This window comes from Streptomyces sp. CNH189, from assembly GCF_000527195.1.
In genome coordinates, this window is record NZ_AZUS01000005.1 from 264,545 (window position 1) to 290,150 (window position 25,606).

Genomic DNA, 25,606 nt, shown 5'->3' on the forward strand with positions numbered 1-25,606 from the left:
GCGGTGATGTCCGCCGTCTCCTGGAACGGTCCGGAGCCACGTGTCCGCGGTCGCGAGGTGCGTCACAATGGGGCGGACGGGACGCGGGGGAGAGGACGTTCGGGTGGCGCGGGCGCGGTTGTCGTTGCAGGAGCTCGTCCGGATCCGTACGCGGGCCGGGCTGGTGGCGCGCAGTGCCGAACGGGAGCTGTTCCGGGCCAACTTCGCCACCGCGCCTGAGGACGGGCGGCACCGCTTCCTGTTCCACGTCCACGGCACCGCCGGCGTCGGCAAGACCAGGCTGGTCAAGGAGTTCGAGCATCTCGCCCGTGAGCAGGGCGCGTTGACCGCGTACGTCGACGAGAGCGCGGGCGGTGTCCCCGAGGTGCTCGAGGCGATGTGCCGTCAGTTCGCCGCGCAGGGACACCGGCTCAAGGACCTGGAGCGGCTGCTGACCAGCCACCGCGAGCGGCGTCACGAGGCGGAGACGGCCGCCCTCACCGCCCTCGAACCCGTGCCGGACGGCGGCCCCTCGGCGGGCGGCATGGCACTCGCCCGCGCCGGACTGGCCGGACTCGGACTCGTCCCGGGCGTCGCCCCGTTCGCCGCCGTCCTCGACCCCGCGCAGCTCGCGCACGGCGCCGACCGGCTCCGCTCGACGCTCTCGGCACGCTTCCGCAGTCACGAGGACGTGACGCTGGTCCTCGACCCGGCGAGCGTCCTCACCCCCGTCCTCACGGACGAGCTGAACGCCGCCGCCTCCGACGTGCCCTGGATCGCCCTGTTCTTCGACACCTACGAGCGCACCGGCCCCTTCCTCGACACCTGGCTGCACGACCTGCTCACCACCGACCGCCACGGCGCCCTGCCCGCCACGGTCGTCGTCGTCACCGCGGGCCAGCGCCCCGCCGACCCGGCCCGCTGGGGCACCTTCGCCGACTTCATGACGTCCCTGCCGCTCCAGCCGTTCACCGAGGCGGAAGCGCGCGGCCTGCTCGCCGAGCGGGGCGTCACCGCCGAATCCGTCGTCGCCGAGGCGCTCCGCCTCACCGGCGGCCTCCCGGTGCTGCTGTCCACCGTCGCCGGCACCCGCCCCGCCGGCCCCGAGGACGTCACCGACCCGAGCGCCACCGCCGTGGAACGCTTCCTGAAATGGGAGCCGGACCCCGCCCGCCGCGCCGCCGCCCTCGCGGGCGCGCTGCCGCGCCTGCTGGACGCGGACGTCTTCGCGGTCGCCGCCGACTGCGACCCGGAGCGGGCCGACGTGCTGTACGGCTGGGTGGCCACCCTGCCGTTCGCCGACCGGCTCGGCGGCCGGATCCGCTACCACGACATCGTGCGCGCCCCCATGCTGCGGCTCCAGCGTGGGCGCTCCCCGCAGGGCTGGTTCGCCGGTCACCGGCGGCTCGCCGACGCCTTCCGGCGGTGGCGCGAGACCGCGGAGGGCGGACGGGACGCGGGCACGCTCCTGCTGGACGACGACTGGTGCGAACTGCGGCTCGCGGAGCTGTACCACCGCCTGTGCGCCTCCGACCACGTGGCGGTCTCCGACGTCCTGCGCGACCTGGTGGAGGCGTGCGACCAGGGCGAGGCGCTCGCCGGACGCTGGATCCGGGTGCTGGAGGACGCGGGGCGGGACGCGGAGACGCCCGGCGTGATCGCGTGGGGCGGGCGGCTGGCGAGAGCCCTCCGCTCCGGCGGCACCCAGGCCGTCCTGGAGGCCCTGCTCGCCGGAACCGGACACGCACCGCTGACCGCCCCGGCCGGCGCGCTGCCCCGGGGCGGCGACCTCGGGCCGGCGGCCACCCCGGGCGGTGCCGTGCACGGCGGTGGCGGGTGGGGAGGCAGTCCCGAACAGGGGGGTGCCGTGCACGGCGGTGGCGGGTGGGGAGGCAGTCCCGACGTCGGCGGGGACCCGGTGACGGCCGACCTCGGCCCCGAGGACGACGGCGCCCTGGACTGGATGATGGAGGAGCAGGCCCGCGAGATCACTCCCTCGGACGTCACGCTCCCCCCGGCCCTCGTCGCCCGCATCCACCGCGACCGCGCCCTCGCCCACGCCGCGCGGGCCGAGCACTTCGCCGCCGTCACCGCGCTGAGCTGGGCCCTCACCCTCACCCCGGACGACGCCGGCACCCTCGCCCTGCGCGGGGAGTACCTCCGCGTCCTCGGGCGGCACCAGGAGGCGGCCGCCGACCTGGAGCGGGCCACCGCGCTCGACCCCGCCGACGCCTACGCCCACGCCTCCCTCGGCGCCACCCGCCTCGCCCTCGGACGTCCGCAGGAGGCCGGCACCGCCCTGGACCGGGCCCTCGCGCTGCGCCCCGACTACTCCTGGGCGCTGGTCCGCCGGGCCCGGGTGGCCCGGGAACTGGGTGACGCGGAGGGCCGTCTCGCCGCCCTCGACCGCGCCGTCGCCGTGGAGCCGGACTCCGCGTGGGCGCACTGCGAGCGCGGGGACGCCCTTCGGGCCGCCAACCGCGACCGGGAGGCCGTGGACGCCTACGACCGGGCGCTCGCCCTCGACCCCGGGTACGCGTCGGCGTACGCGAGCCGGGGCGTGGCGCACCACCGCCTGGGCCACCTCGACCAGGCCCTTGCCGACCTGGACCGCGCCCTGGAGCTGAACCCGTCCTACGCCTGGGCGCGGGAGCGGCGCGACGAGGTCGTACAGGGCCGCGACGGCTGAATTCCGGCCACTTTCGGTCACTTCCGGCCACTTCCGACCGGCTCGGGTCACACTCCGTATACCGATCCGGCTCCTCAGCCGACCGGCCACGTTCGATTACAGTGCTGGGCGTCGTACGTACGGACGGTCCCCGGGAGGTCTAGGTGGCTGGCACTGCCGGGCCCGTGTGGGGGCGCCGTGAGCAGCAGGACTTCCGCAGCCGGGTGCGCGGCACGCTGCTCGGGGTGGCCGTCGGCGACGCGCTGGGCGCGCCCGTGGACGCACTGGACCTCGACGCCGTCCGCCGGACCCACGGCGCGGAGGGCCTGACCGACCTCGCCCCCGCCTACGGCCGGCGTGGCGCCGTCACCCACCACACCCAGCTCACCCTGTTCACCGTGGACGGCCTGATCCGCGCCCAGGTCCGGCGCGACACCGGCGCCTGGCACCCGCCGACCGACCTGCACCGGGCGTACCTGCGCTGGGCCACCACCCAGCGCGACTGGGGCCCGGACGAGCGTCGCAAGGAGGACGGCTGGCTGGCGCGGGAGGAGTGGCTCTACGCCCGCCGCGACCCCGCCCGCACCCTGCTGATCGGGCTCGGCGACGCCACCATGGGCACGCTCGACGCCCCGAAGAACCCCGGCGAGGCCGGTCCGGAGGCCGCCGCCCGGTCCGCGCCGTTCGGGCTGCTGGTCGGCTGGGACCCGCAGCTCGTCGCGCAGCTCGCCGTGGAATGCGCGGCGCAGACCCACGGCCACCCGGTCGCCTTCCTCGCGGCGGGCGCGTACGCGGTGCTGGTGCACGCGCTGGCCCGGGGCGACAACCTGGACGCCGGGGTGCAGCGCACCCTCGCCCTGCTGGCCGCCCGGCCCGGCCACCAGCCGGTGACGGACGCCCTGCAGCGCGCGCTGGGCGCCGTACGGCAGGGGATGCCCGGCCCGGAGCGGGTCACGGAACTGCTCGGCAACGCCACCGCCGAGGGGCTGCTCTCCGCCGCCGTGTACTGCGCGCTGGTGGGGGAGGACGTACGGCACGGGCTGTGCCTGGCCGTCAACCACAGCGGCCCCAGCGCGGCGGCCGGAGCGCTGACCGGCGGCCTGCTGGGCGCCCTGCACGGCGAGACGGCCCTCCCGCCGGCCTGGTTGGCGGAACTGGAGGGCCGCCCCACGGTCCTGGAACTGGCCGACGACTTCGCCATGGAAATGACCCAGGGCCCCGCCCTCCACACCCCCACAACCTCCTCCCCGGCCTGGCTGACCCGCTACCCAAGAGCCACGTCTTAAGGACCCGCCCCTGAGGGGCGCGGGGAACTGCGCAAAGGGGGTCCGGGGGCGAAGCCCCCGAGGACGGGAAGGGAAGGGGCGGCGGGGGCGAGACCCCTCGGGTGCACCCACCCCCGCTCCCCCCGGAGACCCACCTAGTCCTTCACAGACGCCCGAGCCCCGTCCCCCTCCTCCGCATCCACAGCCGCCGGCACGGCAAGCCCCACCCCGTCCCCATCCGTGTTCACCCGCTCGATGACCGCCACCCGCTCCTCCGTGTCCTCCGGCTTCACGAACCCGATCACCACGTACAGCACCAGCGACACGGCCAGCGGAATGGACACCTGGTACTCCAGCGGCACCCCGCCCTCGACCGCCCAGTTGACCGGATAGTTCACCAGCCAGAACGCCACCAGCCCCAGCCCCCAGCTGGTCAGCGCCGCCGTCGGCCCGGACCGCCGGAACGGCCGCAGCAGCCCCAGCATCATCGGAATGGCGATCGGCCCCATCAGCCCGGCCACCCACTTGATGACGACCGTGATGATGTCCTTGAACGTCGGCGAGTCGACCTGCGTGGCCACGGCCATGGACAGCCCCAGGAACACCACCGTCGTGACCCGCGCCGCCACCAGCCCCGACCGCTCTCCCCACGCCCGCGCCCGCGCGGACAGCACCGGCGCCACGTCCCGGGTGAACACCGCCGCGATGGCGTTGGCGTCCGAGGAACACATGGCCATCGTGTGGGAGAAGAACCCGACGATGACGAGCCCCAGCAGCCCGTGCGGCAGCAGCTGCTCGGTCATCAGGGCGTAGGAGTCGGACCCGTCCGCCTTCTGGGACTCCACCAGCAGCGGGGACATCCACATCGGGAAGAACAGGACCAGCGGCCAGACCAGCCACAGCACCGCCGACAGCCGCGCCGAGCGCGCAGCCTCGCGGGCGTCGCGGGTGGCCATGTAGCGCTGGGCCTGGTTGAGCATCCCGCCGTTGTACTCGAACAGCTTGATGAAGAGGAACGCCAGCAGGAACACCGTGCCGTACGGCCCGACCAGCGGCTCCCCGTGCCCCTTGAGCTCCGGCTGGTCCCACGCGCCGAGGAAGCCGCCGTGGTCGCCGAGCTCCAGCACCACCGCGACGAACATGGCGATGCCGGCCAGCAGCTGGATGACGAACTGCCCGAGCTCCGTCAGCGCGTCCGCCCACAGGCCGCCGATGGTGCAGTAGACCGCGGTGACCGCGCCGGTGATGAGGATGCCCTGGTTCAGCGAGACCCCGGTGAACACCGACAGCAGGGTGGCGATGGCCGCCCACTTGGCTCCCACGTCCACGATCTTCAGCAGCATCCCGGACCAGGCCAGCGCCTGCTGGGTGCGCAGGTCGTAACGGTTCTTGAGGTACTCGAGCGGTGAGGCCACATGCAGCCGCGAGCGCAGCCGGTTGATCCGCGGGGCGAACAGCCTGGACCCGATGGCGATGCCGAGGGCGATGGGGAAGGACCAGGTGACGAACGACGTCACGCCGTAGGTGTAGGCGATGCCGGCGTACCCGGTGAACATCACCGCGCTGTAGCCCGACATGTGGTGGGAGATGCCGGAGAGCCACCAGGGCATCTTGCCGCCGGCCGTGAAGAAGTCGCTGACGTTGTCCACCCGCTTGTGCGACCAGACACCGATGCCGACCATCACGGCGAAGTAGCCGATGAGGACCGCCCAGTCGAGACCGTTCATGTCCCCCCTTCCAGGGTCCGTCTTGTGAACTCCGCTCAGCTGGTTGGCACTTCGCCTGGGCGGGGTAGGGACGGGGCAGGGCGCGAAGTGCCCGCTCATCGTGGGCGCTATGGCGGGAGCACGACAAGAAAGCGGAAAGTCAAGACCACGCAAAAACGTTCGTCGCGCTGACCGACGTTCACTCATTTGAACGCATCGCATACAAGAGAATGCCCCGGGGAACCTTCCCCGGGGCCTGACTCAGCGCAGCTCGTCCGGGCAGGGCGTCCCCCGCTCACCCCACTTGTACGGAGCCGCCAGGCGGTAGGTCCCCGCCTCCGGCGCCAGCAGCACCGTCCACTGGTCGCCGTTGGTGTCCTCCTCCGTCTCCATCAGGCACCCGTGGACGTTCTCGAACGTCGCCGGCTCGCCCTCCGGACGGTTCTCGGACTCCTCCGTCTCCCGCGGCGGGTCCAGCGCCTTGCCCTCGGCGTCGACGAGGCCCAGCCACGGTGAGTACGGCACCCGGATCAGGATCCGCCCCGGCTTCTCCACCCGCAGCGTCCACTCGCCCTGCTCGGCGCGCTCCACGACCGTGTTCGGCTCGGCCAGCGGGGTCGGACCCTGCACCTCGAACAGCTGCCAGTTCGCGTCGCCCCAGATCTGCTTCAGGTACGGCAGCCCGCCCTGCACCAGGTCCCGCTCCCGCTGGCCGCCGTCACCGTCCGGTTCGTCCTTCGGCAGCACCACGAAGTGCACGCCCCAGCGCTTCAGCCACTCGTGGTAGTTCGCCGAGTTGAGGGTGTCGTCGTAGAAGAGCGGGTTGCGCTCCATGTCGGCCTGCCGGTTCCAGCCCCGCGCCAGGTTCACGTACGGCGCCAGAGCGGACGCCTCGCGGTGCGAGCGGGCCGGGACGACCTCGACGCGGCCACGCTCGGCGCCCACCTCCTGGAGCTCGTTCACCAGCGGCGCCAGCTCGCGCGCCCAGGACGCGGTGGGCGTGGTGTGCACGACGTCGTCCACCGACTTGAAGCCGACCCAGCAGTTGAAGCCGACCACGGCGACGACCAGCGCGTACCACTTGAGGGTCCGGGGCACGGCGAACGGCAGCGCCGCCACCAGCACCACACCGCCGAACAGCATCGCCAGCCGCGTCATGTTGGAGCCGATCTGCGAGCTGATCAGCCAGACCAGCACCACCCCGAGCCCGTACACCGCGGCCGTGATGCGGACCGTCTTCCAGTCCTCGGGCACCAGCAGGTACACCAGGACCGAGTACACCAGCGGCAGGATCACCGAGCCGAAGCCCATCGGCTGGGTGCCCGAGAACGGGAACAGCCAGGCCGACACCGAGACCACCGCGCTGGGCGCGAGCCCCAGCGCCCACGCGCCCGGCCGGCGCTTCTGCAGGAACAGCGCCACCGCCACCAGCCCCACGAACAGGCCCGCGACCGGCGAGGCCATGGTCGCCAGGGCGGCCAGCGGGGCCGCGCACAGGGCCTTCGCCCACCGCTTGTAGCGCCAGCGGTAGGGCCAGCAGAAGACGACCGCGACGGCACCGAGCGCGAACATCGTGCCCAGCCCGTACGTCACCCGGCCCGAGGCGGCGTTGCACAGCAGCGCGAACACGCCCGCGAGCGCCGCCCACAGGGGATTGCGCACGGACCTGCTGCGCATCAGCACCAGCGTCAGCAGACCGGCCGAGACGGTGCCCGCGATCATCATCGTGGTCCGCACGCCGAGCAGCGACATCAGGTACGGCGACACCACGCTGTACGACACCGGGTGCATCCCGCCGTACCAGGCGAGGTTGTACGCGGAGGCGGGGTGCCGGCCGACGAACTCGGCCCACGCGTCCTGCGCGGCGAGGTCGCCGCCGCTGTTCGCGAAGGTGAAGAACCAGACGACGTGCAGCAGACCGGCGAGCGCGGTGACGGACAGCACCGGGTGGCGCAGCATGCGGGCACGCACGGCGAACACGGCGGCCTTGGCGCGGCCCGAATCTCCCGCTCCGCCGTCACCGGCGCCGGGCGACCGCGGGGCGTGTCCGGCCTCCGGGGCGTCCTCGGTACGTCCGGCGGGCCCGTCAGCGGGTCCCGGGACCACGTCCGCGGTCCCCGAAGAGCGTTCCGCTTCGGGTGCGGGTATTCGCGGGTCTGCCCCCGGACCCGGGTCTGCGTCGTCGGCGCGTGTCGGCTCCGCTGTCGCCACCTGAAGGCACTCCCCGTATCCCGTTCCTGGCCCGTTTCCTGCCCGTTTCGTGACGCTAGCACGCACCCCGCGGACCGTCGCCCGGGTGGGCGGCGGTCCGCGGGGTGCGGCCGTGCCGGTTCGCCGGCGAACCGGCTGCGTCCCGGCTCCGGATCAGGTGAGACGGGTCAGCTTGTCCGTGAAGCCCGGCTCCACGAGGTCCTCCTGCAGGGCGACCGGCACCTTGACGGCGCCGTTCTTGCCGTCACCCACGGTGAGCGTGCCGACCTTGGTCCCGGCCTTCGCCGTCTGCGGCAGTTCGGTCCCGGCGAACGTCAGCTTCACCGAGAGCCCCGCCCAGCCGACGGCCTTGACGTCCTCCGTCACGGCGACCGGCGTCCGCCCGCCGAGACCGTCGTCCGCGTACCCGACGACGTCGCCCTTCCTCAGGATGGTCTCGGCGCGGAGTGCGTCCTGACCGGCCAGGACGAGGTTGCGGCCGGCCTCCAGGGCGCCGGACAGGATGGTGTTGTCCTCGCCGCCCTCGGGCTGGCGCAGCACCGCGCCGACGATCCGCTGCACCTCGCCGTCGATGTCCTTCTTCGCCGCGAAGCTGAGGTTGCCGAGCGCGGAGGTGGTGGTGCCGGTCTTGATGCCGACGACGTCGTCGTGGCCGACGAGCCGGTTCCAGTTGTCGTGCCTGTCGCCCTTGTAGTCGACGTACGACATCATCGCGGCGACCTCCCGGAAGGAGGGGAACTGCATCGCGGCCCGGGCCAGCTTCACCTGGTCCACGGCCGTGCTCACGGTGGTGTTGTTCAGACCCGAGGGGTCGGTGTACGTCGTGTCGGCCATGCCGAGGTCCTCGGCGGCCTTGTTCATCTTCTCGACGAACGCTTCCTCCGACCCCGCGTCCCACCGGGCCAGCAGCCGCGCCACGTTGTTCGCGGACGCGATCAGGATGGCCTCGATCGCCTCCCGCTGGGAGATCTCGTCGCCCTCGGTGACATTGACGGTGGACTCCTGGCCGGCGTCGGACTGCTCCTCGGCGAGCGCGTCGATCGGGATCTTCGGGCCCTCGGCGCCGCTCTTGAGCGGGTGGTCGCGCAGGATCACGTACGCGGTCATGACCTTGGCCACACTGGCGATCGGTACGGGCTTCTGCTCACCGGAGGAGCCGAAGGTGCCGATGCCGTCGACGTCCAGCGCGGCCTGGCCGTTCTCCGGCCACGGGATGTCCGGCTTGCCGCCCTTGAAGGTGTAGCTGTCCTCGGCGGTCAGCACGAGCGTGGGCGTCGGCAGCGGCCGGACGTTCTGCACGACCGCGAAGGCGATCACCAGCAGGATGACCAGCGGCGTCCAGATCTTGACCCGCCGCACTGCCGTCCGCAGCGGGGTCTGCGGGGGCGGCGGGGTGTTGGTCAGCTCGGCCAGCAGGTCCAGCGGCGGCTTGGGCGGCAGCGGTTGCTGGGTCGTCCGCTCCGGGCCGACCTGGGGCAGGAACGTCGTCGACTCGGCCGGGGCGGGACCGCCCTGGCGCGGGGGCTGCCGCACGGCGGGGTCGTCGAGCTGCTTCAGCGCGACGAACTTGCTGGTCCGCTCGGCCTCGGCCTCGGCGCCGCGGGTCTCGGCGGCGGCGCCGGCCTTCTTGCGTGCTGCCGCCGCGTCACCCAGCTTCAGCATGGTGGTGGGCTGGTCGACGGACGGTGCGGAGGGGCGCGGGGCCCGGAAGACGGCGGTGGGCTGGTCGACGGAGTCCTCGGAGGCAGCGGCACCGGTCTTGGCGGAGCCGGGAGTGCCGGGGGTCGGGGCGTCGCCCTTGCCCTGGTCCTCGTCGGCGTCGTCGCCTTCGGCGGAGTCGTCGGTGGCGCCCTCGTTGTCGGCGGACGGGGCGTCGGTGTCGGCTCCGATCTCGGTGTCGGCTTCGGTGTCACGAGGGGCCGCCTCGGCGTCCTCGGGGCCGTCGGCGTCCGCTTGGGGGGCCGAGGGCTTCCTGTCGGCCGTAGCGGCCTCGCTGTCGGCGCCCTTGGGGGCGTCGTCCGCCTCGCCGGCGCCCGTGTCGGCGTCGGACGCGTCGTCCTCGGCGTCCTCGGTGGCCTTCACGGTCGTACCGGCCGCCGGGCCGTCACCCTCCTCGGCGTCGGCCTTCGTGTCGTCGTCCGCCGAAGCGGCCTCGGTGTCCTTGGTGTCGTCGGTGTCCTCGGCGTCGGCCTTCGCGTCGTCCGCCGTAGCGTCGTCCGGCGAGGCATCCTTCGCCTCCGCCGCCGGGGCGTCCTTGCCCGCGCTCTCGGCCGGCTCCGCCGAGCGGACCCAGGCCGCGACCGCCTCCCGCAGGCGTCCGTCGCCGTCCGTCGCCGTGGAGCCGCCTTCGGGGGCCTCGGTGGCCTCGGGCGCCTCGGAGGCCGACGACTCGTCGGCGTCCTCGGGCGCGGCGGTGTCCGTGGCGTCCGAGTCCTCCGCGGACTTCTCCGCGGCCGCGGACTCCTCCCGCACGGACAGCACACGGGTCGCCGTGTCCCCGCTGCCCCGCCCCTCACCGGAGGCCCGCTTCTCACTCGCGGAGGACTCCGGCCCCCGTGCCACCGCCAGGCGGGGGTCCTGCTTCTCGGGAACCGGGCCGGCGCTCCCCGACGTCTGTTCTGCCGACGACTCGCGCTGCTTCGACCTGTCGGGGGACTCGCCCGCCACCGATGCCTCCTCCATGTGCCGCACGCCCCGCGTGCGCCAACCGAACCGTGAACCGCCCGCCCGTGACATCGCCGAGCAGCGCTGTCCGAACCATGTACCAGTGTCCTGTGTGCGGGCTTACCCCACGCGGTAGACGAGAACGACATACCTACTGGTTCCACTACGAACCGGTCACGCGCTCTCGACAGACCAATGTGAGAGGGGTCACCCTGTCATTCATCCACGCGGGGAGGCATGGATGGGCAGGAGCCGCAGAACAATTCCGGAGGAGCTTCTGTTGCTGGCGCTGGACCCGACCACGGGTACCACCGCACAGCCGCAGTCGCTCGACCTCGGTCTGGCCGGAGCGCAGCTAGTGGAGCTGGCGCTGGCCGGACGGATAGCCCCAGACGGGGATCGTATCGCCGTGGTGGTGCCACGGCCGACTGGAGACCCAACACTGGACTGCGCGTTGGAGTTGCTGCGAAGGCGCGGCGCTCCGGTGCGGGCGGTCCACTGGATCGGCGGGCCGCGTCTCGGGCTCCGCCAGACCTACCTCTCGCATCTGGAGCGGTGCGGCATGGTGCACGCCGTGGCCGGCCAGATGTGCGGGGTGCTGCCGACGACTCGCTACCAGGCGACGGACACCGAGATCAGCCGGGAGATCAGGGCCCGGCTGGACTCCGCGATCCGCACCGGCGTCCCGCCGGACCCGCGGACCGCGGCGCTCGCCGCACTGGCGCACGCGGTCGGCCTCGGCAAGCACCTGTACCCGGGGAACGAGGGTCGCTCCTCGCGCTCCCGGTTGCGGGACCTGATCCGGCACGACCCGATGGGCGGACTCGTCGCGCACGCGGTGATGGACGTCCAGAACGGCGCCGCGGCCCAGCCGCGCCGCAACTCCGCACCGGCGGGCCGGCAGGCCCCCGGCGGCAGGGGCGCGCCGGAACCCGCCCGAGGTGTTCCGGCGCAACCACGCCACGGATCCATGGCACGCGCCGTGGCCCACTGAGCCGTACGTCCCCAGGCTCGGCACGGCACCACGGATCCACGGCACCGCAGACCCGGTCACGGGAGCCGCTGTCCGAGCGGGGCGGAGAGAACGCACGGGCTCTCTCCGCCCCGCTCGGCGTGCCCGACGCGGCACCGCTCCCGGCCGCCGGGTCCCGCACAGTTGTGTACCCGTCGTATATCCACCATTTCCCAGCGGCAGTACGTGCCTTGGTGGCAGTCTGCTCATCGAGCAGACACACAAAGTGGCAAGTACGAAGTGGCACGTACGAAGTGCAAGTACGCACTGCAGTTACGCAGTGCAAGACAGTGCAAGTACGAGGCACGCAGCCGGAGGTGCACGTCCCGTGGCGTCCAATGTCAATCCCACCGTCCGGCGGCGCCGGCTCGGCCAGGAGCTGCGCAGGCTCCGTGAGCTGAAGGGCATGACGGCCGAGGAAGTCGCGGAGCGACTGCTGGTGTCGCAGTCGAAGATCAGCCGGCTGGAGAACGGCCGGCGCAGCATCAGCCAGCGTGACGTCCGCGACCTGTGCGGGGTGTACGAGGTCGAGGACCAGCGGATCGTCGACTCGCTGATGCAGATGGCCAAGGACTCCCGCCAGCAGGGCTGGTGGCACGCCTTCGGCGACATCCCGTACAGCGTGTACATCGGCCTGGAGACGGACGCGGAGTCGCTGCGGGTGTACGAGCCGCAGATCATCACCGGGCTGCTGCAGACACGCGCCTACGCCGAGGCGATCGTCCAGGGCGGTTCGCCGGAGTCCAGCGAGCAGGAGAACGACAAGCGGGTGGAGGTGCGGTTGCGCCGGCAGAGCCGGATCACCGCCGAACAGGACCCGCTGCGGCTGTGGGTGGTGCTCGACGAGGCCGCCCTGCACCGGGTGGTCGGCAGCCGCCAGGTGATGCGCGAACAGCTCGAGCACGTCATGGAGCTCAGCCAGCTGCCGCACGTCACCGTGCAGGTGCTGCCGTTCGAGGTGGGCGCGCACGCGGGCATCAACGGCCAGTACTCCATCCTGGAGTTCGCCGACGCGGCCGACTCCAGCGTGGTGTACATCGAGGGCGTCACCAGCGACCTGTACCTGGAGAAGCCGCACGACGTGCAGAAGTACACGGTGATGTACGAGCACCTGCGGGCCCAGTCGCTGAACGTGGAACAGTCCCGGCAGCTCATGGAGCGCCTCGCCAAGGACTACGCACGCTGAACTCCGTTCAGCAAGAGGCCGGATGATACACGGGCGACACGTACGACTGGAAGCTCTACCCGGTACATGCCATCCGGTCGAGTGAACGACCGCTCCGGAAGATGAGGGTGGCGAGTAGCGTCGATCACGCCAACCAGCAGCGGAGGTTGGCGCAATTCCGTTCTGCGGGTCCACGCCGGAACACGCAGGCGGTGACAGCAACTCAGCATCTGGCTACGGAGCGAACATGGCAATTCGTCTGGGCGCCACGGAAACGTGGACGACGTCCTCCTACACCAACAACAACGGCGCGTGCGTGATGGTCAGGTCGACCACCGAGGAAGCGCTGGAGCTCGGGGACACCAAGGTCCCCGAGGGACCGAAGCTGGCGTTCCCGGTGGACGCGTGGAGTGCCTTCGTGGCTTCGGTCAGGTCCTGACACCCGGCACACGGGCGCACGCACCACCGACAGGGCCCTCTCGACGAGTTCGCCGTCCTTGCCGAGGGGGCTCGGCTCGTGCCCGTCGGCCCCGACGGCGGACGCCCGGCCCGCCCGGCCGGGCGGCGCGACACCGCACGACGGCCGACCAACTGCGGTGCAGCCCGCAGAAGCTCTGGGCGCAGCCGCGGAGGCTTCCAGGCGCAGCCGCACAAGACCCGGGCAGAGCCGCAGAGGCCCCCGGGCTCGGCCGCCGGCGGCCCGGGCGTAGCTGCGGACCTGCCCGGCGCAGGGGCGGGAACGCCCGGAATCAGCCGTGGACGCCTCCGGCTCAGCGGCCGGAAGGCCCGTCCGACGGGCCGAGGCCCCAGCCCGATCGCCGGAAGACCCACTCGACTTCCGTGGTCGAGGCCCCCGACCCGGTCGACGGCCACGGCCGAGGCCACCGGCCCCGTCGCCGGGAGGCTCTCTACTCTCGGCCCGCCCGGTCGCCGGGAGCCCCGTTCGTCCCCGGCCCGGCCGTCGCCGGGGTGCCCGCCCGACCGACTGGCCCCCGCCCGGTCGCCGGGAGGGCCCGTTCGACCGCCCGGCCCGCTCAGTCCGCCGGGCCGGCCACCGGGAACGCGACGTCGCACACCGGGTCCTGCGGCCCGGCGGCGTCCCAGTCCGCGAGACGAGCCCGTTCGACCTGGGCGGCCCGGTGGAACCGGTAGCCGGTGTCCACGTCGACCCGGGCCGGCACCAGCAGCCCCAGCCGGTCGTACAACCGCAGAGCCTTGGCCGACAGCCGGGTGCGGGCCGCGAACACCCCGATGGGGAGCAGTTCCTCGTCCACGCCGGCATTCTCCGTCACCGGGCGGTCCGTCCGCCCGGTGACGCAGACCCTGACCCCTGACCCAGGGGCAAGGTCAACGGTCAGCCGAGCGCCTTCTCCACGGCCGCCACGACCTCCGCCGACTCCGGCTCGGTCTGCGGCGAGAAGCGGGCCACGACCGACCCGTCCCGGCCGATCAGGAACTTCTCGAAGTTCCAGCGGACGTCCCCGCTGTGCCCCTCGGCGTCGGCGACGCCGACCAGGCGCTCGTAGAGGGCGTGCCGCCCCTCACCGTTCACCTCGACCTTCTCGGTCATCGGGAAGGTCACCCCGTACGTCGCCGAGCAGAACTCGGCGATCTCCTCCGCGGAGCCCGGCTCCTGCCCGAGGAACTGGTTGCAGGGCACGCCGAGCACGGTGAAGCCCTGCTCCGCGTACCGCTCGTGCAGCCGCTCCAGACCGGCGTACTGCGGGGTCAGCCCGCACTTGGAGGCCACGTTCACGACGAGCACGGCACGGCCCGCGTACTGCGAGAGGTCGGCGGAACCGCCGTTCAGGGCGCCGATCTCGATGTCGAGCGGCGCGGCGCTGTTGTTCTCGGTAGTCGTCATGGGCCGACCCTAGCCGCGGCGCCCGGCGCCACCGGAGGGGGGCGACGGGAAACCGTCGCCCCGAGGCCTCCCGCTACCCCTCCGGGCCGTCGCCCTGTTCTTCCGGGTCCTCGCCCTCCGCCAGCCGCTCCGCGATGTCGTCCGCCCACGCCTGCGCCCAGCGCCGCAGGTCCTCGATCGCCGGGGCGTCGAGGCCGTGCGCGCGGAACTCACGGGCGTCCAGCCACTCCGTGCCGGTCAGCCGGGACTGCAGCTCGGTCAGGTCGAAGGTGTCGGGGGCGTGACGGCGGCCCAGTTCCTCCAGCTCCGGCGGGCTCCACCGGTCCGCGGCCGCGTGCACGTCCACCAGGTCACGGGGCAGCCCCCGGTCCGCCAGCGCCCGCACCCGGGTGCCGACCAGGTCCTCCAGGGACAGCGCCGGACCGGCCGAGGTGACCACCGCCGGCCGCCACAGCACCTCCTTGCGGATGTCGACCCGCCACCGCGCGCCGGACGCGTCGTCCCCGACGAGCAGCCGCGCCGCCAGCGGATCGACGACCGCCACCTCGACCGGCCACCCGCGCTCCTCCAGCCCGGTGCGCACGGCCCCGGCGATCTCGGGCATGCCCGCGGGATGCTCGGTGGCCAGGTCCACGCCCCCGCTGACCCGGGCGTCCACCAGCCGGTGCGCCCGTACGGCCTCCCCGCCGGCCAGCAGCAGGGCGTACGGCGCCCCGGCGGCGAGCAGATCGCCCGCCAGCCGCTCGTGCACGGCGTCCACGCCGAGGGGAGGTGAGGTCATGCCCCGATTATCGCGGCGGTGCCGGTCCACCACGATCGGGTGAATCCATCTGGTACGGGGCAACCCGTCGCATTCCTCGCAGGTCACCTACGCGGACGACCGGAACGACCAAGGGGGAGCCCGCACCGTGACCCAGCCGAACGACCCGAACCAGCCGCAGCAGCCGCAGCAGCCGAACGTGAACCAGCAGCCCGGGTACGGCGTCCCCGGCGCCCAGCCCCCGCCGCCGCCCCGCAAGAAGGGCCGCTTCGTCAGGTTCGCGGGTTTCGGCTGCGCGGGCGTGCTCGGCCTGGTCGTCGTGATCGCCGCGGTGTCGGCGAGCGGCGACTCCGACGGCGGCGGGGACACGGCCGCCGATCCCTCCGTGTCCGTGTCGGCCTCCGCCGGGGCCGACGAGGACGCCTCGAGGAAGGAGCAGGACTCCGCCCGGAGCGGCCCGGTGCGGATCACCGCGGAGCGCACGGAGTTCAGCAAGACGGTCCTCGCCGACGGCAGCGGCTACACGAGTGTGCTGATCACCGTCGTCAACAACGGTGACGACGAGGTGAGCGTGAACCCCCTGTACTTCACGATCACCGACACCCGGGGCACCAAGCACACCGCCGAGCTCGGCGTTGACGAGAAGGAGGTCGACGCGGTGGAGCTCGCCCCCGGCGAGAACATCTCGGGCACGGTCACCGGCAAGGGCGGTTTCACGCCGAAGTACGTCACCTACACGGACGGCCTGCTCGGCGACCCGGTCCGCGTGGACGTGTCCTGACGGCGTTCCGCCACAGGGCGCCGGGCCGCGATCTCCCTCTCACCGCGGCCCGGGCGCCCGGCGACACCACCGGCCGTGCCGAGCGGCGCCGGGGACGGCGACGGGGATCCCTTGTCCGGGACAACCATCGGCCTGTCCGGGTAGGTCAGAGACCCCGCCGTCCCTGTTCCGGACAGGGCCCGGCGCGCCGCGGACCGCCCCCGCATAGAATCCGGTCCCATGGTGAAGCCCGACGAGCTGATCGTAGACATCGCCGCCCGCGTGGAAGCGGGCCAGAGCAGCCAGATGTCTTTGACCGTGGTCACCGGTGGTGCCGTCATCACCGGCCGGCTGGCTCCCGAAGCGGTATGGCGGAAGAGGGTCTCGGAGGTACTGAACGCCTCCGACCGACTCGGTGAGTTCGCCGCCGTCTTCGACGCCCCCGTGAAGAACGACGGCCCTCCCACCCACCTGCACTTCCACGTCGCCCGAATCCTCCAGGGCACGGTCGGAATCCCGGAGACGGGTGGGATGTACCGGGTCGCGATCGAGGACGTCAGCGCCTGGACCGTGGGGGACTTCAGTTACTCCGACCACTGAGCGCACGTCCCGTGGCTCTTGCGCCGCTCACCTCGTGGCCGTAAGTTACTGACGAGTAGGCCACAGGTGAACGGAGCGCCGTCATGCCCTCGCTCGACCGTCAGGAAAACGTGTACGTCCTCGACCTGGGGGACGGCGAGAACCGCTTCCACCCCGACTGGATCGCCGCGGTCGGGGCCGCGCTGGACGAGGTGGAGAAGGCGGAGGGCCCGCGCGCCCTGGTGACGGTGGCCACCGGCAAGTTCTGGTCCAACGGCCTGGACCTGGAGTGGCTGTTCGCCAACGCCGACCACTACCACGACTACGTGGTCTCGGTGCACGAGCTGTTCGCCCGCCTGCTGGCGCTGCCGGTCGTCACCGTGGCAGCGCTGCAGGGTCACACGTTCGCGGCCGGGGCGATGCTCTCCCTGGCCCACGACTTCCGCGTGATGCGCGCCGACCGCGGCTACTGGTGCCTGCCCGAGGCGGACATCGACATCCCGTTCACCCCGGGCATGTCGTCCCTCATCCAGTCCCGGCTGGCCCCGCAGACGGCCCACGAGGCGATGACCACGGCCCGCCGCTACGGCGGCGGCGACGCCGCGGCCGCCGCCATCGTCGACCGCGCGGTCCCGGAGGACGCGGTCCGCTCCACGGCCGTCGAACTGGCCCGGTCCCTGGCGCCGAAGGCCGGCGCCACCCTGGGCACGATCAAGTCCCGCATGTACGCCCCCACCCTGACGACGCTGCGCGACACCACGAACCCCCTGGGCTGACCGGCCGGTTCAGTCGCCGGAGTGGCCCCAGAAGTAGATCTCCTGGGGCTTCCCGTCGTCGTCGTGCAGCACCGCGCAGCGCCCGACCCACCGGGACCGTGGGAAGACGTCGAAGTCCTTGACGTGCGCGCGCGTCAGCACGTCCGTGCCCAGCAGCTCCCGCGCCTCCTCACCCGTCACGGGCTCCACGGTCCGGTAGTCCGGGGTGTCGTCAGGCCCCAGGACGCGGAGAATGTCGAGGATCGAGTGCGTGCCGGCCTCCTGCACCAACTCGTCGTCCCAGAGCTCGTCCAGCGACCGCGGAAGAGGCTCCGTGCTGTCCTTCGCGAGCCACTTGTCGCCGTCGACCCAGTGGTAGTCCCCGGACTCGAACACCTCCCGCCGCAACGTCTGCAGCGCGGCATCCAGATCCTCCTGATACGGCACGTAGTAGTCCCACTCCGAAGCGCCCACGACCCTCGTCCCCCTCCACACCACGTCACGTGGGCTGGAAGCTAGCACCGGGCTGTGACATCGGGCCGCGCCACGTCGTACGCGCGACGTGCCGATGCCCCCGAGCCGTGGACGGCTCGGGGGCATCGTGTCCTACCGGTCGGCGGGGTCGCGCCTCGCCTCAGCCCGACAGCAGTGCCTTCGCGGCCGTGACGACCGGCAGCCCCACCTCACCGACCAGGGCGGCGATGCCGGTGACGCGCTGCACGAACGTGCGCCGGCGCTCCGGAGACGACTCCTCGGCGATCGACTCGGCGGCCGCGTCCATCTCCGCCCGATCGCCCTGGTCCAAGTGCGGGCGCAGCGTGGCGATTTCCTCCAGAAGTGCCTTCACGGCGGGATCCGCCACTGTGGCGCCGACGGTCTTGCCGCCGGCCACGATGTCCCCGGAACCGGTGTGCTCGGCCCGGCCGATGTTTCCCGAGCCGTATTGCTGAACGTGGTCGCCGCTCATGATGCCTGGATGCCCCCGCTGCCGCTGTGCTGAGCCGTGCCGATGTTTCCCGAGCCGTACTGCTGGATCACGTTGTTCTGGACCGCGTGCTCCACGTTGATGATCGTCTGGGCGACGTCGGGATTGCCGATGGCCTTGGTCACCTCGTAGATCAGCTGCTGGATCTCCTCCTGCCGTGTGGACCAGATGGCTTCGCGCTGGGTGCCGGAGGTGTTCAGGACCAGACCGAACACCGGAGGTATCTGGAGGGTGCTGACCAACTTCCAGATGAGATAGGCCTCGACGGCGATGAAGATGATGACGCCCACGGCGTCTGCCACAGCGACGAGAATGCCGCCGAGGGCCAACCAGACGAAGGTCGCCTGGAAGAACTTCTTCCACGCGGCGCCTTTGTCGATGTCCATTCTCCTCTGACCGACGTGAGAGATGTTGCGCAGCGGATAGGCCTCGCCCCCCACCCACAGCACACCCTCATTGATTTGCACTTGGGCCGCCACAGGACCCTCCCGTCAGCTTTTGGACACTGAGGTGTGAAGAGTAGCGAAGGTTATGTGGACATGTGATGTGAATCCCTTTATCTCTTTGCTCTGAGCTGGCGGGTTCCGGGGCGGTTCGCGCTGCGGTGAATTAGTCATACAGTCTTCTTAAATAAGCACCGCACCTCTTCGCGACAAAAACAGAAAACAAATGCTCAGATGTGAAATGGCCAACGCGACCGAGGACGCCTGCCGGATCGGTGGCACGGGAACGCCAACTGACACCAGCGCCCGCCCTGTCCCGGCGGGACAGCCGGGCTATAGGGTCCGCCCCTGAGGGGGCGAACATGGCTGACCAGGGCTGGTACGACGACAGCGAGTACAACGAAGCGGTCCGGCGGGCGGAGCGGGCGACACGGTTCGGGTGGTCGGCGATCGCCTGGACCACAGGAACGCTGGGCTGCGCGCTGGTCACCATCGCCCTGCTCTTCGTGGCAGCGATGGTCGCGGCCGTTTACGTGGTGGTGGCGAGCCACTACTGAACAGCCCCGCGCCACCGTCACGTTCTCGGTGCGAGCATGGCGCCGTGCTCACCATCGATGTCAGCGAGGTGCTGACGAGCGAGCTCCGCACCGACTCCCGATGCGGGAGCCCGGGTTCCCCAGTTCCTACCGCGGAGCCACGACACTCAGGCGGGCGCTGGACGACTGCAGAGCCACGTACCGGACCCATTTCGTCGCCGAGTTGACCGAGCGGTGAACGCGCCGGTCGACAGCCTGCGCCAGGATCGACGGCATGTCGCGTCACGGGCTGGAAGCAGTCGATGCCTGAAATCCGAGCACGCTGGCGAAGACGAGGCAGGCAACGGTGACGCCCGCGACGGTGCACCGCCCCCGAGAGAGCCGGCGCGGCAGACACAGAACCAGGACTGCACTGATCCACGCGGCGGACACCAGTCGGGGTAGCCATGCTTTCGCCCGGTCGTTGACCAGGTAGCAGTGCTCGGCCCGCGGTCCGTCACCCAAGTAGAAGAGGCAGTCGCTCCCGAAGTTGTCGAGCGCGGTAATTCCCCACCAGAGTGTGGTGAGAAGGGCCGCAGCCACCGCGATACCGAAGACCGAGCAGCCACCAGGGCCGCGAGGGGTGGCTGTCTCCATACTCCGCTCCCCCGTGAGAAGTGTCCGGCCGTGAGCGTGCCAGCAAAACCCGGAATCCGCGACACCCGCTGACGAGTGTGAACGAAGACCGCGTGCTCGCTGAACAGGCGGCCATCGCTCCAAGGCAGGCTGGATCGGCGGGCACGAGGCGCCCACCAACCACCACGTGCGTCGCCCCTCGGGGCACGCCGTCCCTGTTCGGTCGGCGCGGAGCGCCGTCGACGTCCAGGCCCGCGTCACACCGGGGTGGGGGCAGCCAGTGCCGGGTCCTGGCCGGAACGGCGTAGCGCCTCGGCCACGAACCCGGACGCCACCAGCTCGGTGACGAGTTCGCTGAGGAACTGAGTGGTCCTCGGACGCCGCTCCTTTGTGGTGCCCATGGCCTGCCGGATCGTCATGAACGCGGGCTCCAGCAGACGCAGTCCGGTTCGCCGGGCAACGTGCGCGGTCACCGGTTGGCGGATGCCGGCCGCCACATCCAGGCTCTCGGCATGGAAGACGTCGACTCCCTCGTCGCCGCGTACCACGGTGGCGTGACGCAGGGTGCGGCTCAGGCAGAGGTCGTACGCGGACCCCTTCTTGACGCCGATACGCACCCCGTCCCGGTCCACGTCGTCGGCGGAGGCGAACTCCGAGTCCACTGGGGCCGCGTACACACCCTCGATGTGCACGTACGGCGTGGTGAAGGCGACTTCCTTCTCGCGGTCCGGATCGACGGCGAGGAAACACAGGTCGGCGCGGCCGTCGGCCATCGCGGCGTACGACTTGCGGGCCGCGTCGAAGCAGATGAACTCCACCGGCAGAGCCAGACGTGCGGCAACCTCACGGGCAAGCTCGACAGTGACCCCGGACGGCTCGTCGGGGGTGCCCTGAGCGAGAACCGGGTTGCCGAGGTTGATGGAGGCACGCAGCACTCCGGTGGGGGCCAGGTCGTGCGCAAGCTCGGCGTCGACAGGCGTCATGGCCCGACCCTAGACGCCACCCGCGGCAGAGGAACCGCCGGCCACGAACTGCGAAGGGCACCGACTTTCGGGCCCACAGCCTCGCTTCCGTGTGAGGCTCCCTCCTCCCGCGGGGTGTCCGGCTGCTAGCGTCCGGCGCCATGTGGGCTCAAGAGATCGTGGCCGACCGACCGGCCTGGCGGCACATCCCCTCCGGCGTGGTCTTCCGGGCCATTCCCGGTGGGACGTTCCAGATGGGCCTGTCCGACGCGGAACTGGACGCGGTCCGAGCCATCGAACAGGCCGACGCCGCCGATGACGACCTCGGGACATTCTTCGTTGGCGCCGCCCGAGCCCGGCCGGTGCGAGAAGTGCGGGTCGCGCCCTTCCTGATGGCCAGGCATCCGCTCACGGTGTCGCAAGCACGGCACTGGCTGCCCGAGTACGAGGACAGCTTCGCCGAGTCGGATTCGAGCACGGCCCGGTTCGGGGAAGACCTGGACGACCTGCTGGGGACACTGCCGTTCCGGTTGCCCAGCGAAGCGGAGTGGGAGTACGCGGCCCGGGCAGGCACGACCACCCTGACCTACCTCGGCAACGACATACCGGACGAGGGCCAGGTACTCGACGACTTCGCCGACGAGCAGCGCATCGCCGCAGCAGAGAACGCCTTTGGGCTGGCTGCAATGGGATCCGCGAACGAGATGTGCGCCGACGTCTGGATCCCGCACTTCACGGACGCGCCCATGGACGCACGCCCCCGCACCGGAGACGGGCTGCGGGTGGTGCGTGGAGGGGGTGGTGACCTCTCGCCGTGGCAAGGGTGCGACGAATGGCTGCTCCTGCTCTCCGCCACACGCTCCGAGTTCGAGATGTTCACTGCGGTACGGCCGGTCGCAGCCATGCCGACGAACCAGAGTCATGCCGGGTATGGACGCACCTCGTAGACAGGACGCGCACCCCGGTGGCTCCGCATCCCCACCTGCCGACCGCGGCGCCTCCCTGCATGTCCGGTTTGGGGAGCAGCGATCCTTCCGGTTCAAGAATCGTCGGGCACCTTCCGGCCGTCATGCGGCCCGGAGTAGCGCTGGGCGCTAACGTCACGTTATGAGCGTTCAGGCCGAGATCACCGTGCGGGATCTACGCAGTCGGTCCCGAGAGATCATGGATGCCGTACAGGGCGGTCAGTCGTTCACCGTCGCCCGTGACGGACATCCGATCTGCCAGCTCGTTCCGCTGCGCCGGCGTCGTCGATTCGTCTCGCGTCAGGAATTCGCCGCCACGTCCAGGACCGCCCCCGGCGTCGACCTTGACAGGTCCCGCGCCGATCAGGACGCCACGGCCGACACCTACGCGGACGATCCGCATGACCGTTGACCGCTCGACGCATCAGCAGGGCCTCCTCGACACCAACCGTTGACCGCTCGACGCATCAGCAGGGCCTCCTCGACACCAACATCATGGTTCTGCACCGCTGGGTGGCACCCGAGGAGCTACCGGACGAAATGGCGATCACCGCCCATCCTGGCTGAATTGTCCGCCGGTCCGTGCGAGGTCCGTCGCAACGACGAACAGGGCAGTTATGACGAGCACGCCGAACGCGCCCGCAGGCTCGGCGTGGCGCAACGCGGCATTGGATGTCACCGGAACAGCTCGGGCACCGGGCAAGACTCCAACGGCTCCTCCGGCCGGTCGGCCCGGCGCCACCAGACGTGCCGACCGATACACCTCCACAGTGTCCGGCAGGTCCGCCGGCCATCGTCCTCCTGCTTGACGAGAACGAAGCCGCCGGACTTCATGTGCTGGCTGCACCCTGGACAGGTCGGGGAGTCGTCGGTCATGCGGCGCACCCTAACGGAACGACCCTTCGTCCCGAAGCCACTTGGGCGGGGGCTCGACCTGCGGCGCGTGCGCTTTTCACCTGCGGCGATGGTTCGCGGGCGTCGGTGCTTGTCCGCTGCTGTCCGCAGGCGTCGTCACGCAGTCAGACACTCGCCGCCCGATCTCGAACCGTTGGCCAGGGACTCCGCGCCGGCCACACCGACCAGCGACGCGGCCACGGCGGGCCGTACCGGTACCAGCGGTGGCTCTCCGCGCTCCATCGTGGCCCGGAAGGCGCGCAGTACTCGTACGGTGCCCTCGGCCCCGCGTGCCACGGGCTCCCCGGCGAGGGTGAAGGGCGGAGGGGTGCGTTCCTCCTCGTGGGCGTGGCCCTCCGGAGTCGCCCAGCCCTCCGTCTCGTCGACAGCTTTGACCTCGCCGACTGGGTACGGGTGTTGGACGTTCTCAGCTCGTCGGGGCCGGATGAGTTGATCCGGCAGGTTCGAGAAGCAGAGGCCGGGGACCCCGACGGCCGGCGCTGGCCGCGCGGCAAGGCGCACGATGACGCGACTGTCCTGTACTGGGTGCTGTCGTAAGCGCGTTTGGCCTCACTGCCTCCTTCTTGCCCGCCCGGCGTTATGACCGATTGCGACGACGCCAAACCGTGAACATCCAGACGCAGAGCAGCACCAACCCCACGACCACCACCCAGAGAGGCAGTACGCCCATCCCTTTGTACGACAGGGTGATGGCGGCGTGTGCTGATTCCTTCACTGCGACTCCTCAGCCAGTCAGCGGTGCACTAGGAAGCGTCTTCTCGTTGCACTGAAGTCAGGTGCCCCCTTCATCACCGGCCATACTTCCTGGCGTACACCGCACGCCTGGTTTCGTATCCGCCCTGGACAGTTGGGGCGGGTTCCTCCCCGTGCTGTCTAGGGGGCATTCAATGGCTCGGTGTCCGTGACGGACGGACGCCCGATCAAGTGATTTTCATAGAATGCGTGTCATCCCCGTGGACACCTCGTCCGCCACTCTGCTGGTCACGAAGCTGCCCCAGGTCAAGGCGAGGGACCGGCAGACCGGTGAGGTGGCCGTGGACTCGGTCACCAACGACCGGCTCATGGTCTTCGAGCTGGTGTTCATTGCCCAGGCCGGCTCGGACATGATCAAGGTCACCGTGCCCGAGAAGGGCATCGGCCAGGGTCTGGTCATGGGTGCGCCGGTCGAGCACGTCGCCGCTCCCGGCCGCGACGGGCACGTCTTCGTCGGCCCCCAGGGCGGGCAGCTGCGGCGCAGCAACTTCCGGGACGACTGGGTAAAGGCCCGCAAGGCTGCGGGTATCACGGCCGGGCTGCACTTCCACGATCTTCGGCACACGGGCAACACGCTGGCCTCCACGGCCGGGGCCAGCACGCGGAAGCTGATGACGCGGATGGGGCACAGCAGCTCGCGGGCCGCGCTGATCTACCAGCACATGATCAGCAACCGGGACAGGGCCATCGCCGACCGGCTCGGGGCCATGATCCGCGACGGCGGGGGAGGAGCCTCCGGCTAGAGGATGTGGACTCCGTGTGGACTCTAGTGGCACGGGTGTGGCACGGCCTCGAACACGACGAAGGGCCAGCCTGGGAGGAGAACCCCTCCTGAGCTGGCCCTTTGCTCTGTGCCCCCGGCAGGATTCGAACCTGCGACACCCGCTTTAGGAGAGCGGTGCTCTATCCCCTGAGCTACGAAGGCGTTGAGCGTCCTGGTCGGCGGCTGCGGGCCGGCTCGCGTGGCCGCAGCACCCGCCGGGGCGCTCGATCCACAGGGTACCGGATCGCAGCTGGGGCGGTCGCTGGACGGGGAGGAGACCAGGGGCAGGAATCCCGGGAGGGGGCGGGCAACCGGGGGAGGGAGAGACTCAGCGGGGCGCCCCCTCAGCTCACCCCCCGCCCCCGCCCCCAGCCTCACCCCTTCCGCCCCACCCCGCCGAACATCGCCACCTCTGCCGGGAGGTCCGCGGCGGGGTCCTCCGGGCGCCAGTGGTTGCAGGAGACCACCCCCGGCTCCAGGAGGTCCAGGCCGTCGAAGAAGCGGGTCACCGCTTCCGGTGTCCGCTGCGTCAGCTTCGGGGTGCCGTTCTCGTTCCAGAAGGCGACCGCCGCGTCCACGTCCGGCATGTCCGGGCGGGTGATCGTGTGGGAGAGGACCAGGTGGCTGCCCGACGGCAGGGCGTCCATCAGGCGGCGCACGGTGCCGTACGCCTCCTCGTCCTTCTCGACGAAGATGACCACGCCGAGCAGGATGAGGGCCACGGGCCGGCTGAAGTCGATGGTCTTCGCGGCCTGTTCGAGGATGGCGCCGATGTTGCGCAGGTCCTCGTCGAGGTACGACGTGCTGCCCTCCGGCGTGCTGGTGAGCAGGGCCTCGGCGTGGGCCAGCACGATGGGGTCGTTGTCGACGTAGACGACGGTGGAGTCCGGGGCGATCCGCTGCGCCACCTCGTGGGTGTTGTCGGCGGTGGGCAGTCCGGTGCCGATGTCGAGGAACTGGCGGATCCCGCACTCGCCGGCGAGGTACCGCACGGCGCGGCCGAGGAACTGCCGGTCGGCGAGGGCGTAGTCGCCGATGCCGGGGTGCAGCTCGCGGATCTGGTCGCCGGTCGCCTGGTCGACCGGGTAGTTGTCCTTGCCACCCAGCCAGTAGTTCCAGATGCGGGCGGTGTGCGGCTGGTCGGTTCTGATGCGCTTGCGTGCCTCGAGCGATGCCGCGGACATCTCCGTCACAAGGTCCTCCAAAGCTCAGCGAGCGGCGGTCAAGGAGCAACCTAACGCGAGGAGTTGAAGGAGGGGGCCACCCCGGACACCCCGGCCG

General features: G+C 71.2%; 23 protein-coding genes, 1 tRNA gene and 5 pseudogenes. 15 read left to right on the forward strand and 14 right to left on the reverse strand.

Going from position 1 to position 25,606, the window contains the following annotated elements:
* Positions 1-103: 103 nt before the first annotated feature.
* Complete coding sequence (locus B100_RS0109870) at positions 104-2,668, forward strand: tetratricopeptide repeat protein (RefSeq protein ID WP_024884276.1); 2,565 nt, start codon at positions 104-106, stop codon at positions 2,666-2,668.
* A gap of 143 nt (positions 2,669-2,811) precedes the next feature.
* Entirely contained in the window at positions 2,812-3,933 is a 1,122-nt protein-coding gene (locus B100_RS0109875) for an ADP-ribosylglycohydrolase family protein (RefSeq protein ID WP_024884277.1), read from the forward strand.
* Between the two features lie 134 nt (positions 3,934-4,067).
* On the opposite strand, the gene B100_RS0109880 is transcribed toward B100_RS0109875, so the two are convergent.
* The 3 genes from B100_RS0109880 to B100_RS0109890 form a co-directional block, all read right to left on the reverse strand.
* On the reverse strand, positions 4,068-5,639 hold the full coding sequence (locus B100_RS0109880) for a sodium:solute symporter family protein (protein ID WP_024884278.1): 1,572 nt from the start codon (positions 5,637-5,639) through the stop codon (positions 4,068-4,070).
* Between the two features lie 240 nt (positions 5,640-5,879).
* Positions 5,880-7,829, reverse strand: coding sequence for a membrane protein (locus tag B100_RS0109885; RefSeq protein WP_024884279.1), 1,950 nt, complete (start codon positions 7,827-7,829; stop codon positions 5,880-5,882).
* A 153-nt stretch (positions 7,830-7,982) separates the two neighbouring features.
* Positions 7,983-10,511 carry a D-alanyl-D-alanine carboxypeptidase gene (locus B100_RS0109890; RefSeq protein WP_486585614.1) on the reverse strand — a complete coding sequence of 843 codons (2,529 nt, stop codon included), beginning with the start codon at positions 10,509-10,511 and terminating at the stop codon, positions 7,983-7,985.
* Positions 10,512-10,734: 223 nt separating this feature from the next.
* Here B100_RS0109890 and B100_RS0109895 point away from each other — a divergent pair, with 223 nt between their 5' ends.
* The 3 genes from B100_RS0109895 (at position 10,735) to B100_RS0109905 (ending at position 13,109) form a co-directional block, all read left to right on the forward strand.
* Positions 10,735-11,487, forward strand: coding sequence for a GOLPH3/VPS74 family protein (locus tag B100_RS0109895; RefSeq protein WP_024884281.1), 753 nt, complete (start codon positions 10,735-10,737; stop codon positions 11,485-11,487).
* Between the two features lie 346 nt (positions 11,488-11,833).
* On the forward strand, positions 11,834-12,691 hold the full coding sequence (locus tag B100_RS0109900; protein ID WP_024884282.1) for a Scr1 family TA system antitoxin-like transcriptional regulator: 858 nt from the start codon (positions 11,834-11,836) through the stop codon (positions 12,689-12,691).
* Positions 12,692-12,917: 226 nt separating this feature from the next.
* Positions 12,918-13,109 carry a DUF397 domain-containing protein gene (locus B100_RS0109905; RefSeq protein WP_024884283.1) on the forward strand — a complete coding sequence of 64 codons (192 nt, stop codon included), beginning with the start codon at positions 12,918-12,920 and terminating at the stop codon, positions 13,107-13,109.
* A 670-nt stretch (positions 13,110-13,779) separates the two neighbouring features.
* On the opposite strand, the pseudogene B100_RS0109910 reads toward B100_RS0109905, so the two are convergent.
* From B100_RS0109910 to B100_RS0109920, 3 genes and pseudogenes are all read right to left on the reverse strand, one after another.
* A pseudogene (locus B100_RS0109910) lies at positions 13,780-13,962 on the reverse strand (MerR family DNA-binding transcriptional regulator); the annotation flags it as partial.
* Positions 13,963-14,024: 62 nt separating this feature from the next.
* Entirely contained in the window at positions 14,025-14,534 is a 510-nt protein-coding gene (locus B100_RS0109915) for a glutathione peroxidase (RefSeq protein WP_024884285.1), read from the reverse strand.
* Between the two features lie 73 nt (positions 14,535-14,607).
* Positions 14,608-15,315: a nucleotidyl transferase AbiEii/AbiGii toxin family protein gene (locus B100_RS0109920; RefSeq protein WP_024884286.1), complete on the reverse strand. Its 708-nt coding sequence runs from the start codon at positions 15,313-15,315 to the stop codon at positions 14,608-14,610.
* A 127-nt stretch (positions 15,316-15,442) separates the two neighbouring features.
* Between B100_RS0109920 and B100_RS0109925 the strand changes: the two genes are divergently transcribed.
* From B100_RS0109925 to B100_RS0109935, 3 genes are all read left to right on the forward strand, one after another.
* Entirely contained in the window at positions 15,443-16,075 is a 633-nt protein-coding gene (locus B100_RS0109925; RefSeq protein WP_024884287.1) for a DUF4352 domain-containing protein, read from the forward strand.
* A gap of 219 nt (positions 16,076-16,294) precedes the next feature.
* Complete coding sequence (locus tag B100_RS0109930) at positions 16,295-16,654, forward strand: hypothetical protein (RefSeq protein WP_024884288.1); 360 nt, start codon at positions 16,295-16,297, stop codon at positions 16,652-16,654.
* Between the two features lie 83 nt (positions 16,655-16,737).
* On the forward strand, positions 16,738-17,409 hold the full coding sequence (locus tag B100_RS0109935) for an enoyl-CoA hydratase-related protein (RefSeq protein WP_024884289.1): 672 nt from the start codon (positions 16,738-16,740) through the stop codon (positions 17,407-17,409).
* 9 nt (positions 17,410-17,418) lie between these two features.
* Here B100_RS0109935 and B100_RS0109940 read toward each other — a convergent pair whose 3' ends face one another.
* From B100_RS0109940 to B100_RS0109950, 3 genes are all read right to left on the reverse strand, one after another.
* Complete coding sequence (locus tag B100_RS0109940; protein ID WP_024884290.1) at positions 17,419-17,862, reverse strand: hypothetical protein; 444 nt, start codon at positions 17,860-17,862, stop codon at positions 17,419-17,421.
* A gap of 160 nt (positions 17,863-18,022) precedes the next feature.
* Positions 18,023-18,355 (reverse strand): hypothetical protein, encoded by a 333-nt coding sequence (locus B100_RS0109945; RefSeq protein WP_024884291.1) that lies wholly within the window; start codon positions 18,353-18,355, stop codon positions 18,023-18,025.
* Entirely contained in the window at positions 18,352-18,852 is a 501-nt protein-coding gene (locus tag B100_RS0109950; RefSeq protein WP_037722544.1) for a DUF6232 family protein, read from the reverse strand. Before B100_RS0109950 ends, B100_RS0109945 begins: the two co-directional genes overlap by 4 nt.
* Before the next feature lie 326 nt (positions 18,853-19,178).
* Between B100_RS0109950 and B100_RS0109955 the strand changes: the two genes are divergently transcribed.
* Positions 19,179-19,373 carry a hypothetical protein gene (locus B100_RS0109955; protein WP_024884293.1) on the forward strand — a complete coding sequence of 65 codons (195 nt, stop codon included), beginning with the start codon at positions 19,179-19,181 and terminating at the stop codon, positions 19,371-19,373.
* Positions 19,374-19,634: 261 nt separating this feature from the next.
* On the opposite strand, the gene B100_RS36935 is transcribed toward B100_RS0109955, so the two are convergent.
* Together B100_RS36935 and B100_RS0109965 are read right to left on the reverse strand one after the other, a co-directional pair.
* Entirely contained in the window at positions 19,635-19,988 is a 354-nt protein-coding gene (locus B100_RS36935) for a hypothetical protein (RefSeq protein ID WP_158686709.1), read from the reverse strand.
* Between the two features lie 236 nt (positions 19,989-20,224).
* Complete coding sequence (locus B100_RS0109965) at positions 20,225-20,950, reverse strand: transporter substrate-binding domain-containing protein (RefSeq protein ID WP_024884294.1); 726 nt, start codon at positions 20,948-20,950, stop codon at positions 20,225-20,227.
* 158 nt (positions 20,951-21,108) lie between these two features.
* Between B100_RS0109965 and B100_RS0109970 the strand changes: the two genes are divergently transcribed.
* The 3 genes and pseudogenes from B100_RS0109970 to B100_RS37560 all read left to right on the forward strand — a co-directional run.
* Positions 21,109-21,876 (forward strand): formylglycine-generating enzyme family protein, encoded by a 768-nt coding sequence (locus B100_RS0109970; protein WP_486585615.1) that lies wholly within the window; start codon positions 21,109-21,111, stop codon positions 21,874-21,876.
* Between the two features lie 160 nt (positions 21,877-22,036).
* Complete coding sequence (locus B100_RS0109975) at positions 22,037-22,306, forward strand: prevent-host-death protein (RefSeq protein ID WP_024884296.1); 270 nt, start codon at positions 22,037-22,039, stop codon at positions 22,304-22,306.
* An 83-nt stretch (positions 22,307-22,389) separates the two neighbouring features.
* Positions 22,390-22,558, forward strand: a pseudogene (locus tag B100_RS37560) (VapC toxin family PIN domain ribonuclease); the annotation flags it as partial.
* A 347-nt stretch (positions 22,559-22,905) separates the two neighbouring features.
* On the opposite strand, the gene B100_RS35405 reads toward B100_RS37560, so the two are convergent.
* A complete protein-coding gene (locus B100_RS35405; protein WP_486585617.1) occupies positions 22,906-23,085 on the reverse strand; it encodes a hypothetical protein in 180 nt (59 codons plus the stop codon).
* 42 nt (positions 23,086-23,127) lie between these two features.
* On the opposite strand from B100_RS35405, the pseudogene B100_RS37565 reads away from it, so the two are divergent.
* The 3 pseudogenes from B100_RS37565 to B100_RS36405 all read left to right on the forward strand — a co-directional run.
* Positions 23,128-23,346, forward strand: a pseudogene (locus tag B100_RS37565) (integrase); the annotation flags it as partial.
* 401 nt (positions 23,347-23,747) lie between these two features.
* Positions 23,748-23,975, forward strand: a pseudogene (locus B100_RS36400) (SCO3933 family regulatory protein); the annotation flags it as partial.
* Positions 23,973-24,305, forward strand: a pseudogene (locus tag B100_RS36405) (tyrosine-type recombinase/integrase); the annotation flags it as partial. The pseudogenes B100_RS36400 and B100_RS36405, both read left to right, overlap by 3 nt.
* A gap of 109 nt (positions 24,306-24,414) precedes the next feature.
* Here B100_RS36405 and B100_RS0109995 read toward each other — a convergent pair.
* Both B100_RS0109995 and B100_RS0110000 read right to left on the reverse strand, forming a co-directional pair.
* Positions 24,415-24,487 (reverse strand) — tRNA-Arg (locus B100_RS0109995).
* A gap of 212 nt (positions 24,488-24,699) precedes the next feature.
* A complete protein-coding gene (locus B100_RS0110000) occupies positions 24,700-25,509 on the reverse strand; it encodes an SAM-dependent methyltransferase (RefSeq protein ID WP_106966978.1) in 810 nt (269 codons plus the stop codon).
* Between the last annotated feature and the right edge of the window lie 97 nt (positions 25,510-25,606).

What these genes read in the sequence shown, in the direction of transcription:
- B100_RS0109880 (WP_024884278.1), bottom strand. Translation starts at nt 5,639, where the DNA reads ATGAACGGTCTCGACTGGGCGGTCCTCATCGGCTACTTCGCCGTGATG.
- B100_RS0109890 (WP_486585614.1), bottom strand. Translation starts at nt 10,511, where the DNA reads ATGGAGGAGGCATCGGTGGCGGGCGAGTCCCCCGACAGGTCGAAGCAG.
- B100_RS0109895 (WP_024884281.1), top strand. Translation starts at nt 10,735, where the DNA reads ATGGGCAGGAGCCGCAGAACAATTCCGGAGGAGCTTCTGTTGCTGGCG.
- B100_RS0109905 (WP_024884283.1), top strand. Translation starts at nt 12,918, where the DNA reads ATGGCAATTCGTCTGGGCGCCACGGAAACGTGGACGACGTCCTCCTAC.
- B100_RS0109915 (WP_024884285.1), bottom strand. Translation starts at nt 14,534, where the DNA reads ATGACGACTACCGAGAACAACAGCGCCGCGCCGCTCGACATCGAGATC.
- B100_RS0109920 (WP_024884286.1), bottom strand. Translation starts at nt 15,315, where the DNA reads ATGACCTCACCTCCCCTCGGCGTGGACGCCGTGCACGAGCGGCTGGCG.
- B100_RS0109930 (WP_024884288.1), top strand. Translation starts at nt 16,295, where the DNA reads ATGGTGAAGCCCGACGAGCTGATCGTAGACATCGCCGCCCGCGTGGAA.
- B100_RS0109935 (WP_024884289.1), top strand. Translation starts at nt 16,738, where the DNA reads ATGCCCTCGCTCGACCGTCAGGAAAACGTGTACGTCCTCGACCTGGGG.
- B100_RS0109945 (WP_024884291.1), bottom strand. Translation starts at nt 18,355, where the DNA reads ATGAGCGGCGACCACGTTCAGCAATACGGCTCGGGAAACATCGGCCGG.
- B100_RS0109955 (WP_024884293.1), top strand. Translation starts at nt 19,179, where the DNA reads ATGGCTGACCAGGGCTGGTACGACGACAGCGAGTACAACGAAGCGGTC.
- B100_RS36935 (WP_158686709.1), bottom strand. Translation starts at nt 19,988, where the DNA reads ATGGAGACAGCCACCCCTCGCGGCCCTGGTGGCTGCTCGGTCTTCGGT.
- B100_RS0109965 (WP_024884294.1), bottom strand. Translation starts at nt 20,950, where the DNA reads ATGACGCCTGTCGACGCCGAGCTTGCGCACGACCTGGCCCCCACCGGA.
- B100_RS0109975 (WP_024884296.1), top strand. Translation starts at nt 22,037, where the DNA reads ATGAGCGTTCAGGCCGAGATCACCGTGCGGGATCTACGCAGTCGGTCC.
- B100_RS0110000 (WP_106966978.1), bottom strand. Translation starts at nt 25,509, where the DNA reads ATGTCCGCGGCATCGCTCGAGGCACGCAAGCGCATCAGAACCGACCAG.